Raw genomic sequence first — 12,992 nt, forward strand, 5'->3', positions numbered from 1 at the left:
GCAGCTGCAAGCAGTGCGGCGTGAAACGAGTCACATCGCGTTGTGACGCGAGGCGGCACGAGTCGCCTCGCGCCGGTCCCTGGCGCCGAGCCGCCGTACGTTCAGGGTCTGGATCTTCGGCGGATCCTCCGGCGTGAGCCGGATCTCGCAGCGCAGCGAGCCGCGCTCGCCCCTGATCTCCCAGACCGCGTGCGCCGGGGAGTCGGTGCGCAGCAGCGCGTCCGACGGCTCCAGCAGCGGGCCCACCTCTTCGACCAGGCGCTCGATCCGGCTCCGGCGGCGCGCCAGGTCGAGGTCCATCGCCACGTTCCCGGCCAGCCAGGCGCCGGCCGACGCGCCGTCCCACTCACGCAGCAGGCGCTCGACCGCGGTCCTCGCCTCGGACGTCTCGGGCCACAGCGGCGCGGGGCCGGGCGGGTCGGCGGCCTCCGCCAGCACGGTCCGCAACGCCTCCGCCACCTTCTCCGAACCGGAGACGTACCGCGCGTTCGTCAGCGCCACGACGCCGAGGCCGCTGTCCGGGTGCCAGCGCATGTGCGAGCCGAAGCCCGGGTATCCGCCGCTGTGCGAGACGACGGTCCCCCACTCCGGCTCGTGGTGGATCACCAGGCCGTAGCCGTACCCGACCGGGCCGTCTCCGGCCGGACGGGCCCGCTGGACCTGCTGCATCGCGCGGCGGGACGCGCGGCTCAGCGGCCCGGGGTCCGCGCCGTCGCGGGCCGGGAACGCGTCGGCGAGCCAGCGCACCCACAGCGCCAGGTCCTCGACCGTGCTGAACAGCCCGCCGATGGCCGAGAAGACGCCCGGCTCGGAGAACGGCAGCGCCTGCCAGCGACCGTCGACGCGGACGTGCCCGGTCGCCACGCCGCCCGGCGCCTTCACCGACGTGTCGTAGCCGGTCGAGGTCAGCCCCAGCGGCTGGATCAGCTGCTCGCGCACGAACGCGTGGAAGCACTCCCCCGAGGCGGCCTCGACCACCCGGCCCAGCAGGGCGTACCCCAGGTTGGAGTACTCGTACGCGGTGCCCGGGACGCTGACGAAACGGACACCGCTCGTCAGGAGCCGCCCGAACTCCTCCCGGCTCATCGACTCCTGCCGGTCCGCCCACGGGTCGTCGGTGGGCAGCCCGGCCGACATCGACAGCAGCATCTCCACGGTGACCTGCGGAGAGTCCGACGTCGGCAGCCGTACGGCGGCGAACTCCGGCACGTGGCGGCTCACCGGGTCGGCGAGGCACAGCGCGCCGCGCTCGGCCAGCAGCATGACCGCGGCGGCCGTGAAGCTCTTGGACATCGAGGCGATGCGGAACGCCGTCGACGGCTCCGGACGCGGGCCTCCCTCGCTGATCACGCCGTGACCGCCCGCGTGGACGAGCCCCGTACGGTCCACCACGCCGTAGCCGATCCCGAGAGCGGCGCCCTCGTCCACCACGGAGCGGAGCAGCGCGTCGACGTCTTCGGTCATCCATTCCCCTTCACGAAAGGTCCCCGGTCACGAAACGTCGGAGGCCGAGGCCGTCCAGGTGTTGCACGCCGACAGCACGCCGTGGCGATAGCCGCGGACGACCCAGCCGGCGTAGTGCCGCCCCGTACCATGGTCGCGCAGGTCGGGCCGTGACTCGTCGTCGCCGCGCGCACGGTTGTCGGCGATCATCGCCTCGTACTGCGCGCGGGTGATCGGCAGTGTGCGGCGCTCCGCGGACAGGAAGGCGCCCGCGAAGCACTGCGCCTGGAGTTCGATCCGCCGGCTCGCCTCGGTGCGGGCGTCGGTGCCGCCCGCGGACATGAGCTCGTGGCCGTACTCGAGGATCCCCGCGTCCTCCTGCACGTGGTGACCGTACTCGTGCGCGATGACCCGCGCGTACACCGCGTAGTGCGACACCGGCTCGCCACCCGCGGTGTCCACGACGTTGCTCAGGCCGACGTACATCGTGTCGTTGGCCGGGCAGTAGAACGCCGACGCGCCGGGCGCGGGGTACGAACCGCACGGGCTGCTGCCCGGCAGGCTCCAGAAGACGCGCTGCGGCGCGGTGAAGCCCGGGACCCCGGCCTTGGCGAACTGCCGCTCCCAGACCTGGTCGAGGCAGTCGGACAGGGTGTCGAGGAAGCGCAGCATCGACGCGTCGTCGTGCTCGGCGATCTTGGGCAGCCGGCACTCGACCCGGGGCAGGGTGCCGCTGACGTAGAGCGGGCTGGTGAGCGCGGCGGATCTGCTGCCCGACCGCAGCCGGGTGCCGTCGCCCTTCTCGCCCGCCTTCGAGCCGGTGCCGGCCAGCGAGTACCCGAGGACCGCGACGACGAACAGCGCCGCGACGCCCCCCAGAGTGGCAAGGACCACGCCTGTCGCCGTGCGTCTCGGCCGACGGGCCGGCCGGCGGTAACCGTAGTCCGGTGCCTGTGCGGACGGCACGTAGGACGCCGGGCCACTCTGCGAAGGCGATCGACGAGGATCTGCCACTCGCTTCCGTCCCTCCTCGCGGCCGTCCCCGCCGTGCCCCGGTCCCGTACGGGCAGGAGGCGACCGCGACCAGAATCATCGCATAGCAGGGAAAAAATGCATCACGACCTCCCCACGCAGGTCATCCCTGTATGGGCCGGGCGTTCCCCGGTACGCTGTGCGCCCATGCTGGTACGGACCCGGCTCCTCACCGCCGTCGCCGCCGTCGGCGGGCTCCTCACCTGCGCGGCTCCCGCGTACGCGAGCCCGTCGGGTCAGGTCGTCTCCGACAACGTCACGCTGACCTCGACGGAAGACGGCGTCCTGCACGCCAAGGAGACGGTGACGTTCGAGGGCACGGGGGTGAAACGCGCCTTCGTCCGCCTCAAGCACGTCGACGACCGCCGGGACCGGCGGTTCGACATCGGTGACGTCCACGGTGGCACGGTGACCGTCGACGGCGACCGTACGGTCCTCACGCCGTCGGGCGGCGGGGGTCCGGGCCGGCGCACCGTCACGCTGACCTACACCGTGCACGGCGCGATGACGCCGCTGCGGGGGCGCCAGCAGCTCGACTGGGTCGCCGCGGGCGGCTGGAACGTCCCCGTGGCCCAGACCCAGGTGACCGTCGAGAGCGGCGCCGCCGTACAGGACCTCAACTGCTTCGCCGGCGAGCTGGACAGCACGGTCGGCTGCACGCAGTTCTTCACCAACCACTCGCACGTCCAGGCGGAGTTCCGGCAGGAGAACCTGCAGCCCGGCGAGTACCTGACCATCGTGATCGGCTACCCGCCCGGCACGACGTCCGGCACGCCGGCGTACGAGCAGCGGCACACGCTGGCGACGGCGTTCACGGTCAACACCGTCACGGGCGCGGCCCTGGTCGGCCTGCTCGTGCTGCTGCTCGGCGGCGTCGCCCTGCTGTACTCCACCCGCGGCCGGGACGCGCGCATCGTCAGCAAGAAGGCGGCCGAGGGCGACCACGCGCCGCTCGACCACGGGGAGTTCTCGCCGCCGGACGGCGTACGGCCGGGTCAGATCGGCACGCTCATCGACGAGCAGGCCGACGTCGTCGACGTCACCGCCACGATCATCGATCTCGCGGTCCGGCACTACCTGCTGATCGAGGAGCTGCCCCGTGAGACGTACGGTCGGCTCGACTGGCAGCTGCGGCGGCTGGACCGGCCGGCCGACGAGCTGATGCCGTACGAACGGGTGCTCTACGACGCGCTGTTCGCCGGCCGCGACGTGGTCCGGCTGTCGGAGCTGGGCGGCACGTTCGCGGACCAGCTCGCGGCGGTGCGCGGCGCCCTGTACGAGGACGTCGTCCGGCAGGGGTGGTTCGCGCGGCGGCCGGACTCCGAGCGCACCCGCTGGACCACCGCCGGCACGACCCTCGCGGGTCTCGGCATCATCGGCACGATCGCCCTGGCCCTGTACACGAACCTGGCGCTCATCGGCCTGGCGCTGGTCATCGCGGGGGCGGCACTGGCCATCGGCGGGCAGTACATGCCCGCCAAGACCACGCGCGGGGCGACCGTGCTGGCGCACACGTTGGGTTTCCGCGCGTACCTGTACCGCGGCGAGACGACGGACGCGCCGTCGGGCGACCGGGTGGCGATGTTCTCGCGCTACCTGCCCTACGCGGTGGTGTTCGACTCGGTGGCCCGCTGGGCCGGAACCGTCGCCGACATCGGCGGCGAGGGCGAGCGGGCCGACAACCTCTACTGGTACGAGGGCCCGGCCGAGTGGGACCTGTCCAACTTCGCGGAGTCGATGCGGAGCTTCACGCTGGCGACGTCCGGGGCCATCTCGGCCTCGCGGCAGTTCAGAACTCTGTCCTGACTAATCAGTCATAGTCAGGAAATATCCGGCTTTGTAATGAGCTTACCTGCGCATTGTGTGACCTGGATGGTACGCCGGGATACTGGAACTGTAGAGGACCACGAGAGCGCCGATAGTCGATGTGTCTCGTGCCAATTCCCGGCAACCAAGGGAGACGATGTGCGAAAGAAGTTCAGCGCGGCCGCCGGCCTCGTCACCATAGCGGCAGCCGGCGCCCTGATCGCGAGCACGCCCGCGTACGCCATGGAGGAAACCGCCGCGGTCACACCCGCCGTGACCGCCGGCCTCATCCCGGCCGGCGTTCAGCAGACGACCTCCACCAGCGCGCGCACGGTCGCCTCGGACGACCACCGGCGCCGTCACCGCCACCGCCGCCGCCACCACCGCCGGCACCGTCGCCACCACCGTCACCACCGGCACTACCACCACCGTCATTACCACCACCGGTACTGACCGGGGCGGTCACGGATTCGGCGAAACCGGGGACAAGGGCCGGCGGAAATTCCACGGGGTGTGAAAGGCGAAGAACCCTCGGCCCTGCCGCACGAATCGGGCGGTTGATTCCCTGGGACCGGGCGCCGGTTCTCACGGCGCCCGGATCACCTTGACAAGGCTCCGGCGATTAAGATCCCGGGTGTTGAAAGCCGACCGCGCGGATTTCGCCGACCACCGAATCGCCGCCGTGCACCGGCAGAGTGGACAGCTCGCCGAGCGCGCCGTCCACGCCCAGCGCCCGCAGTGTCGCCACCGTGGCCGGCGTACGGGCGCGCATCGCGCCGTCGTCGATCTTGATGGCGCCCGCGCGGCCGTCCGCGAGGGCGAACGCGTCGATGCCCTCCGCGCCGCACTTGACCAGCAGGCCCGGCACCGCGTCCATGAGGCGCCGCTCCTCCCGGTCGGTGCCCGACGTCCACTCCGGGTACGCCCGCATCGCGTCCGCCACCCGCCGTTCCGGCGTGCCGGGATCGGCGAGGACCAGAGCCCGGAACGCGCGGGACAGCCCGGTCAGGCCGAACGCGAACAGCGGGGCCCCGCAGCCGTCCACGCCCGTGGCGACGACCTGCTCGCCGGTCAGCTCCTCGACCGTCTCGCGCACCGCGACCTGCAACGGATGCTCCGGCGACAGGTACGACCCGGTGGGCCAGCCGTTGACCACACAGGTCGCGAGCATCGCCGCGTGCTTGCCCGAGCAGTTCATCCGCAGCCGCGACTTCTCTCGTACGACGGCGAGCTCGATGTCGAGCGGCCACTGCGCCGGGCAGCGCAACGCGTCGGCCGTCAGGCCGGCCCCGGCGAGGATCTTCTGCGCGCCCTCGACGTGGAAGTCCTCACCCGAATGGCTGGCCGCCGCGAGCGCGAGGAGTTCGTTCTCCAGGCCGAGGCCGTGCCGCACCATCGCGACCGCCTGCAGGGGCTTGTTCGCCGACCGGGGGAAGACCGGTTCGTCCGGGGAGCCGAGGCTCAGCGCCGGGGAGCCGTCGGCGTCCAGAGCGATCACGGAGCCGCGATGCCGCGACTCCACGAAGCCGGAACGTTCCACCTCGACGAGGACCGGATTCATCTTCCCCCTTGGGAGCGTTGCGAGCCCGGCGGTGACTTGTGACGGCCGGGCTTCGCCTGCTGGACTCACCCCAAGCGCCGGGTGAGCTGGGCGTTCGCCGCAGCAGGGCGATATTCGGGCGAACATCAGCCTATCCGCCCAGCCGGCCGGGGACGACGGCGCCGATCCGCGGAGGCGTCACGCGGCCTGGCGCCACCGTGCCTGGTCCTCACCCTCCTTGCGAACGCATTCCATCGGCGTTCCCGCACTCGTGACTCCCGTCGCACCTTCCGGTGAGCAGAACGCCCCCGGTGTGACGACTCGGGGGGACTCGGATGACGTCGGCCGGGTCGTGCTGGGGTGCGGCCGTGGCCTCCGGGACGTCGACGTCGCGGCCGGTGTGTGCCGTGTCCTCCGATGCGATGGCGCGCTCGGCGACGATGCTCCGTCATGACGATCGACCGGACTCCGCGGTACCGCCTCGCCCGGCACGGAGGGTCGGCTCGACGCTTCGAACGAAGGTGCCGACGAAGGGACGTCGTGCGCGGTCGCGGTCCCGTGCGTGACGACGCCCTGGAGCGCGACGCCGCACGCGACGAAGCCGGCCACCAGCGCGACTCCGACGACGGCAAGCGGCCACTTCCGCCGGGATCGCGCGCCGTGCGGATGCCCCGGGGGCGACGGTGACGAGAGGTGGGGATCGCGGGGGCCGGTCGGGTGTCGCTCCGGTGCGTCGGGCGGCCGTGTGGGGGCGGGCGGCTGCTCCGGACCCGTCGGGGCATACCGCTGCTCTGGGAGCGTGGACGGACGCGTCGGAGCGGACGGCCGCGGGGGACCCTCGGGTGGCGTCGCCGTGTTCCCGAACGGCATCCCGGCTTTCTCCGCCACGAAGGCCATGCCGTCGCCCAGAGCGGCGACCGCCTCGACCAGCGCCGCGGCGCTCGGCCGCCGCGCCGGGTCCCGGTTCAGCGCCGGACGCAGGAGGGGCAGCAACTGTGGCGGAACGCCTTCGAGGTTCGCCCTGCCCTCAACGACGTTGAGGATGATGGCGTTCAAACCGCCGGCCCCGTAGGGCGAGCGGCCGGTGGCGGCGAACGCGACGGTGACGGCCCACGCGTGCACGTCGGTGGCGGGCGACGGCGGCTTGTCGTCGAAGACCTCCGGCGCCATGTACGCAGGAGTACCGGTGACCATGCCGGTCTGGGTGAGCCGTGCGGAATCGGCGGACTGTGCGATCCCGAAGTCGATGACGACCGGTTCGCCCTCGACCATCATCGTGTTGCTCGGTTTGAGGTCGCGATGGACGACCCCGGCCCGGTGGATCGCCACCAGGGCCCTGGCCAGGCCCAGCGCGAGCCGCCGCAACGCGTCCCCACCCAACGGCCCGTCCTCGGCGACCACCTTGTCGAGCTGCCGACCCTCGATGAAGCGCGTCACCACGAAGGGGCGGGCGACGGTCACGTCACCGTCGAGGACATCGGCCACGTGCGGGCTGTGCACCCGCCTCATCGTGTCGATCTCGCGTGCGAGCCGCTGCCGCGCCGTCGGGTCGGCCGCCAGCTCCGGCCTGAGCACCTTGATCGCGACGTCCCTGCCGGCCGGATCGACCGCGCGGTAGACCACGCCCATACCGCCGGACCCGAGTCGGGTCAGCCGACGGTAGGGTCCCAGCTTCTCCGGCGGAGCCTCTTCGTTGTTGACCATGGTCCGCAAGACCATACACAGAGTGGTCGCCGATTCGCCGAGAGTGTTCGTTATGTGACTAATTTCAAGCTTTGTGCCGTCTTGTGCAAATGATGCTTTACGTAACTAGACGTCACGATCCTCTGACACCAAGGAACGACCGCGCCTCCACCGGAGACATCGGCGCACGCTGGGCAATCCGGGTGAGGGCGACCGCGCGCTCGACGAGTTGGGCGTTGGACGTCACCGGCTGCCCCTTGGCGTACGTCAGCGTGTCCTCCATGCCGACCCGCAGATGACCGCCGGCCGACAGGGCCGCGTACATCACTGGAAGGGTCGTACGGCCGATGCCCGTCGCCGACCACGTGGCGCCCTCGGGCAGTGCCGCGACCGCGGCCACCAGGGACCTGGCGTCCCCCGGCATGCCGCCCGGCACCCCCATGACGAGGTCGCAGTGAACGTGGCCGCCGTACGGCGCGCCGTAGGTGTCGAGCAGGCGGTGCAGCGCGGCGACGTGACCGAGGTCGAACAGCTCGAACTCCGGCACGACCTCCTTGGCCTGCGTGAGCTGGTACAGCTCGGCCATGAAGGGCCAGGGGTTCATGAACACGTCGTCGCCGAAGTTGACGGTGCCGCAGGTGAGCGAGCAGGCGTCCGGCATGGCGTCGAGGACCTTCAGCCGGTGCTCGTACGGGTCGGTGACCGCCCCGCCGGTGGACAGCTGCACGATCAGACCGGTGTTCTCCCGCAGGGCGGCGACCGTGTCGCGGAGCCGCGACGGGTCGAGCGTCGGCCGGGCCTCCGCGTCGCGGATGTGGACGTGGATGACGGCCGCGCCGGCCTCCTCGCACTCCTTCGCCGTCTGGACCAGCTCATCGAGCGTCACCGGGAGCGCCGGCGCGGCGACCTTGTCGGCCTCGGCGCCGGTGGGCGCAACAGTTATCAGTGTGCTGACCATGAACAACATGATTTCAAGCCAACACCCGAGTTGGCGAGAAAATCTTCGTAATTATCGCCTTGGGCGCGGATGAGGCAGAATGCGGTCCGTGCGAGCGGTGGTGCAGAGGGTGAGCCGGGCGAGCGTCTCCGTCGGCGGCGAGGTCGTCGGGGCGATCGACGAGCCGGGCCTCATGGTCCTCGTCGGCGTGACCCACGACGACACGCCCGCGCACGCGGCCAAGCTCGCCGCCAAGCTGTGGGGCCTGCGCGTCTTCGACGGGCCGCAGGCCGAGGCGTCCTGCTCCGACCTGGGCGCGCCGCTCCTCGTGATCAGCCAGTTCACCCTGTACGGCGACACGCGCAAGGGCCGCCGCCCGTCCTGGCTCGCCGCCGCGCCCGGACCGGTCGCCGAGCCGCTCGTCGACGAGGTCGTCGCGGCCCTGCGGCGCCTGGGCGCACGCGTCGAGACCGGCCGGTTCGGCGCCGACATGAAGGTCACGCTGACCAACGACGGTCCGATCACCCTCATCCTGGAGATCTAGCGAGCCCTCCCGGTCAGAGGCTCACGATGCCGACCACGGCGGTGAGGATGGTCACCAGGGTGGCGACTCCCGCGATCGTCAGGATGATCCGGTCGTTCTGCGCCAGCCGCGCGCGGACGTCGGGCGAGTAGACCACGACCCCGGTGTCGCGGTTCGGGTCCTGGGAGGTGGCGCGGGCGAACGGGTTGGGCAGGCCGGCGGCACGCCAGATCGCGTCGTTCTTCATCCGCTGGTGCGCGGCCGAGCAGGCGAACAGCCTGCCGCGCACCGGCTCGTGGCAGACGAACCCCTGCCGCGTCATCACCCGGCACACGGTGGGGTTGAGCGCGAACTCGTACACGCACCACATCAGCAGAGCCAGGAGCGCGAGCCGCCACGCGCTCAGCAGCACAGAAGCGATCAGTAATGCCGCGATCGCCACCCACCAGACGTAAACGGGCTCCCGCCACCGACGCCGCCGTCGCCCCATGTTCCCTTTCCTCGCCGAGGTCTCCGGCGCACCCTCCGGTGCACCATCCGACGAGAAGAACCTTCCCATGAGCGCCGCCCGTTATGATCTTGTTCTGCTGTGGTTTATCGGCATTATCGGCGACGAAGGTCAATCTTGACGGTAGATCCGGTATCCGGGGACACGATGATCTCCTGTGACGCCGCCACGCCTCCGGCGAGCAGCGTCTCCTCGACCGGGGTGTTCCGCTTCACCATGCCGAGCGCGACCGGCCCGAGCTCGTAGTGCCGGGCGGCCGAACCCACGAACCCGACGGTGCGCCCGCCGAACTCGATCGGATCGCCGTGCGCGGGCAGGTGGTCGACGCTCCCGTCGAGGTGGAGGAAGACCAGGCGGCGCGGCGGACGGCCGAGGTTCTGCACCCGCGCGACCGTCTCCTGACCCCGGTAGCAGCCCTTGTCGAGGTGCACGGCGACGTCGATCCAGCCAGCCTCGTGCGGGATGGTGCGGTGGTCGGTGTCCAGGCCGAACCGCGGGCGGTGCGCGGCGATCCGCAGCGCCTCGTGCGCCCACAGGCCGGCGAGGCGCGCGTGCCAGTCGCGGTCGAGCGTCTCGCGCGGCACGATCAGCCCGTCGGTCGTGAGGAGGGCGTCCTCGGGCGGCGCGACGCCGGCGAGCGTGACGACGGCGTACGAGGCGGTCTCGTCGGTGACCTCGACGCGCATCAGGAACCGCATGCGGTCGAGGAACTCCGCGAGCGCCCCGGCCGTGCCGGGCTCGACGTGCGCCCAGACCGCCTCGCCGTCGTCGACGAGGGCCATGTGGTGCTCCACGTGGCCGTGCGGGCTGAGCAGGAGCGCCTCGGTGGGCGTGTGCGGAGCCAGCGACTCGAGGTGCTGGCTGGTGAGGCTGTGCAGGAACCGCAGCCGGTCGGCGCCGGCCACGCGTACGACGCCGCGGTTGCTCCGGTCGACCACGGCCGCGCCCGTCGCGAGCGCCCGTTGCTCGGCGGAGGGTTCACCGTAGTGCGCCGCGACCTGCGCGTCGGGGGGATCGGCCGGTACGGCCCCGGGGGTGCTCAGCAGCGGGCTTTCCATACCCGAAAGACTACGTCTTGCGGCAGTCGCGGCAGCGCCCGTAGACCGTGAGGTGTTGCACGTCGGTCTCGAAGCCGAAGTCGTCCTCCAGGCGCTCGACCAGACCGTCCGCCACGGAGGGATCCACGTCGTAGACGGCCTCGCAGCCGCGGCACACGAGGTGGACGTGCTCGGCCTCGGCGGCGAGATGGTACGTCGGCGGCTTGTGCCCCAGATGGGTGTGCTTGACCAGGTCGAGCTGTTCGAGCAGTTCGAGCGTGCGGTAGATGGTGGAGATGTTCACCCCGCGTGCCGTGCGCTGCACCTCGGCGCAGATCTCCTCTGGAGTCGCGTGGCTCAGCGCCGTCACCGCCTCCAGCACGAGCTGGCGCTGGGGCGTCACGCGGTAGCCCCGCGCTCGCAGCTCCTTGTGCCAGAGTTCCGTCACGGATCGAGTCTATGCCGCCGCTCGGTACCGGTACGGATGGAAAACCCACTTGCTTCGGTGCGTGCGCTGATCTAGCGTGCGGGATAAGCGGGAAAGGAGGTGGTCCGAAACTTATGCATAGTACGAGGACTCGTGAGGTGGCTGTCCGCTAGTCGCCGTCCCGCCTTCGCCTCCTCACAGGAGGTAGGCAACCGGCCGAGGACGCGGCCGGCGAAAACCAGGCAGACACCCGACCCCCGTGGCCGGTCGACCCAGTCCTGTCGACCCCTGCTCCGGCAGGAACAGCCCGGGGGTCGTCTCATGTCCACCCCCGTGCCGGTGTGTTGTGAGGGGGCCTGCCGGCCCGCCGGAGCCGGGTCGATGGCCCCTCACACGACACCGGCGTTTCTACGCGACCCGTTTCAGCTGGGCGGACAGGTGGGATTGCAGGCCCTGGCCCTCCGCCGCCATGTCGTAGGCGTAGCCGAGGTCCTCGCCGATGAGGCCGTACAGGCGGTGGCCCGCGGTGTACTCCTTGGCGGTCTCGGTGCGGGCGACGACGTCGGTGCGCAGGTCGACCCGCGCGCTGATCGCCTCGCCGATGTAGATCTCGGCGATGCCGGTCGGGTGCGCGAGCACCAGCTCGACCCGTCCGCCTGAGTGGGCGCGCCAGTAACCGCTCTCCTGCGCCAGCGGCTCACCGAGGTTGCCCTCGTCGTCAAGGCGCCACGTGCGGCTCGTGTAGATCAGATACGGCTTGCCGATATGACGGAACGAGATCTCCTGTCCGAAACGGAAGCTCTCGATGGTGGGGTAACCGCCGACTCCCGCGCCCTCCCAGTCTCCGAGGAGGAACTTCAGGGGCTCGAGGTCGGGGTGCAGCTCAGGCTCCATGTACGGCCAGCGTAGTCGGGTTTGCACGCGATAGCCTGATCAAACCCGCGATCAGGACTTCACCGGTGAACTGAAACCGATCCGGTCGGCGTCACGTCTGATCTTCCTATGGTCGAGGAGGACAACGGTTGTACGCGCTCATGACTTTGCTGTCGGCCGGACTCGAGGCGAGTGCCGGCGTGGTGTCGAAGAAGGTCGGCACGGCACGCCGGCGACGGGCGATCCACAAGGCCGCGCCGATCACCGGTGACACCGCGGGCCTGCGCGAGATCAACGGGCGCGTCACGGCGGGGCCCGGCGGCCCGGTCACCGCACCGCTGTCCGGCCGCCCCTGCGCCTGGTACTCCGTGACGGTGTACGAGCGCTACCGGGCGTGGCGGCCCGGCCCGTTCGGCCCGACCGACGTCATCCGCGACGCCCGGGTCGCCCAGCAGCTCAGCGGGCCTCTGCACGTGACCGGCGACACCGCGGCCGTACGCGTGGATCCGCGCGGGGCCGCTCTGGAGCTCGGCGACCCGGTGTTCTCCGAGTTCGAGGACAACCCGAGCGGCGCGCTCGCCGCCCGCATCGCCGCGCTGCTCGGCGACCGGCTGCGCCCCCGGCACCGCGACCGCACCCTCGGCTTCCTCGTCGAAGAGCACGTCGTCGCCGTCGACGATCCGCTGTACGTCGTCGGCCAGGCGCGAACGGAGCTCGGTGACCTGGTGATCGGCAAGCCCGCGATGCAGCCGTTCATCATCACGCGGCCCTCGCCGATGCAGGTCCCCACCGGACAGGACTAGTCTGCCGGATATGGCACGATCACTCGTGATCAAGGTGACAGCGGGCGCAGAGGCACCCGAACGATGCAACCAGGCCTTCACGGTCGCGGCGGCCGCGGTGGCGAGCGGGGTGAAGGTGTCTCTCTGGCTGACCGGAGAGTCGTCGTGGTTCGCCCTGCCCGGCCGGGCCAAGGAGTTCGAGCTCCCGCACGCGACCCCGCTGGAGGACCTGCTCGACATCCTGCTCTCCGCCGCCCAGGTCACGGTCTGCACCCAGTGCGCCGCACGGCGCGACATCACCGACGACGAGGTGCTGCCGGGCGTCCGCATCGCCGGCGCGCCGACGTTCGTCGAAGAGGTCACCACCGAGGGCGTGCAGGCGCTCGTCTACTGACGTCCAC

The 12,992-nt window shown here is 71.1% G+C and carries 15 protein-coding genes; 6 read left to right on the plus strand and 9 right to left on the minus strand.

Features of this window, described 5'->3' with window-relative positions:
• Nucleotides 1-30 precede the first annotated feature (30 nt).
• Together ABEA10_RS30055 and ABEA10_RS30060 are read right to left on the minus strand one after the other, a co-directional pair.
• Entirely contained in the window at nucleotides 31-1,464 is a 1,434-nt protein-coding gene (locus ABEA10_RS30055; protein ID WP_345469617.1) for a serine hydrolase domain-containing protein, read from the minus strand.
• 27 nt (nucleotides 1,465-1,491) lie between these two features.
• The gene (locus ABEA10_RS30060; RefSeq protein ID WP_345469619.1) at nucleotides 1,492-2,337 is read right to left on the minus strand and encodes a neutral zinc metallopeptidase; all 846 of its coding nucleotides are present in this window, start codon (nucleotides 2,335-2,337) and stop codon (nucleotides 1,492-1,494) included.
• 285 nt (nucleotides 2,338-2,622) lie between these two features.
• On the opposite strand from ABEA10_RS30060, the gene ABEA10_RS30065 reads away from it, so the two are divergent.
• Nucleotides 2,623-4,281 carry a DUF2207 domain-containing protein gene (locus ABEA10_RS30065; RefSeq protein ID WP_345469621.1) on the plus strand — a complete coding sequence of 553 codons (1,659 nt, stop codon included), beginning with the start codon at nucleotides 2,623-2,625 and terminating at the stop codon, nucleotides 4,279-4,281.
• 159 nt (nucleotides 4,282-4,440) lie between these two features.
• On the plus strand, nucleotides 4,441-4,734 hold the full coding sequence (locus ABEA10_RS30070; protein WP_345469623.1) for a hypothetical protein: 294 nt from the start codon (nucleotides 4,441-4,443) through the stop codon (nucleotides 4,732-4,734).
• A gap of 169 nt (nucleotides 4,735-4,903) precedes the next feature.
• Here ABEA10_RS30070 and ABEA10_RS30075 read toward each other — a convergent pair whose 3' ends face one another.
• From ABEA10_RS30075 to ABEA10_RS30085, 3 genes are all read right to left on the minus strand, one after another.
• Complete coding sequence (locus ABEA10_RS30075; protein ID WP_345469625.1) at nucleotides 4,904-5,842, minus strand: asparaginase; 939 nt, start codon at nucleotides 5,840-5,842, stop codon at nucleotides 4,904-4,906.
• 177 nt (nucleotides 5,843-6,019) lie between these two features.
• The gene (locus ABEA10_RS30080) at nucleotides 6,020-7,525 is read right to left on the minus strand and encodes a protein kinase domain-containing protein (protein ID WP_345469627.1); all 1,506 of its coding nucleotides are present in this window, start codon (nucleotides 7,523-7,525) and stop codon (nucleotides 6,020-6,022) included.
• 112 nt (nucleotides 7,526-7,637) lie between these two features.
• Nucleotides 7,638-8,462 carry a beta-keto acid cleavage family enzyme gene (locus tag ABEA10_RS30085; protein WP_345469629.1) on the minus strand — a complete coding sequence of 275 codons (825 nt, stop codon included), beginning with the start codon at nucleotides 8,460-8,462 and terminating at the stop codon, nucleotides 7,638-7,640.
• An 88-nt stretch (nucleotides 8,463-8,550) separates the two neighbouring features.
• Here ABEA10_RS30085 and dtd point away from each other — a divergent pair, with 88 nt between their 5' ends.
• Nucleotides 8,551-8,985 (plus strand): D-aminoacyl-tRNA deacylase, encoded by a 435-nt coding sequence (dtd, locus tag ABEA10_RS30090; protein ID WP_345469991.1) that lies wholly within the window; start codon nucleotides 8,551-8,553, stop codon nucleotides 8,983-8,985.
• A 13-nt stretch (nucleotides 8,986-8,998) separates the two neighbouring features.
• Here the strand turns inward: dtd and ABEA10_RS30095 are convergent, their stop codons facing one another.
• Entirely contained in the window at nucleotides 8,999-9,454 is a 456-nt protein-coding gene (locus tag ABEA10_RS30095) for a hypothetical protein (protein WP_345469631.1), read from the minus strand.
• Here ABEA10_RS30095 and ABEA10_RS30100 point away from each other — a divergent pair.
• Nucleotides 9,453-9,593: a hypothetical protein gene (locus tag ABEA10_RS30100; RefSeq protein ID WP_329243963.1), complete on the plus strand. Its 141-nt coding sequence runs from the start codon at nucleotides 9,453-9,455 to the stop codon at nucleotides 9,591-9,593. The genes ABEA10_RS30095 and ABEA10_RS30100 overlap by 2 nt on opposite strands.
• Here the strand turns inward: ABEA10_RS30100 and ygfZ are convergent.
• The 3 genes from ygfZ to ABEA10_RS30115 all read right to left on the minus strand — a co-directional run bounded on the left by ygfZ (nucleotide 9,568) and on the right by ABEA10_RS30115 (nucleotide 11,830).
• Nucleotides 9,568-10,530: a CAF17-like 4Fe-4S cluster assembly/insertion protein YgfZ gene (gene ygfZ, locus ABEA10_RS30105; protein WP_345469633.1), complete on the minus strand. Its 963-nt coding sequence runs from the start codon at nucleotides 10,528-10,530 to the stop codon at nucleotides 9,568-9,570. The two genes, ABEA10_RS30100 and ygfZ, sit on opposite strands and share 26 nt — an antisense overlap.
• 10 nt (nucleotides 10,531-10,540) lie before the next feature.
• Nucleotides 10,541-10,957: a Fur family transcriptional regulator gene (locus ABEA10_RS30110; protein ID WP_329243969.1), complete on the minus strand. Its 417-nt coding sequence runs from the start codon at nucleotides 10,955-10,957 to the stop codon at nucleotides 10,541-10,543.
• 387 nt (nucleotides 10,958-11,344) lie between these two features.
• Nucleotides 11,345-11,830: a heme-binding beta-barrel domain-containing protein gene (locus ABEA10_RS30115; protein WP_345469634.1), complete on the minus strand. Its 486-nt coding sequence runs from the start codon at nucleotides 11,828-11,830 to the stop codon at nucleotides 11,345-11,347.
• Between the two features lie 128 nt (nucleotides 11,831-11,958).
• Between ABEA10_RS30115 and ABEA10_RS30120 the strand changes: the two genes are divergently transcribed.
• Both ABEA10_RS30120 and ABEA10_RS30125 read left to right on the plus strand, forming a co-directional pair.
• Complete coding sequence (locus ABEA10_RS30120) at nucleotides 11,959-12,612, plus strand: GIDE domain-containing protein (RefSeq protein WP_345469636.1); 654 nt, start codon at nucleotides 11,959-11,961, stop codon at nucleotides 12,610-12,612.
• A 10-nt stretch (nucleotides 12,613-12,622) separates the two neighbouring features.
• Nucleotides 12,623-12,985: a DsrE family protein gene (locus ABEA10_RS30125; RefSeq protein WP_345469638.1), complete on the plus strand. Its 363-nt coding sequence runs from the start codon at nucleotides 12,623-12,625 to the stop codon at nucleotides 12,983-12,985.
• The last annotated feature ends 7 nt before the right edge of the window (nucleotides 12,986-12,992 follow it).

The organism is Actinoallomurus oryzae (genome assembly GCF_039541955.1).
GTDB classification, from domain to species: Bacteria; Actinomycetota; Actinomycetes; order Streptosporangiales; family Streptosporangiaceae; genus Actinoallomurus; species Actinoallomurus oryzae.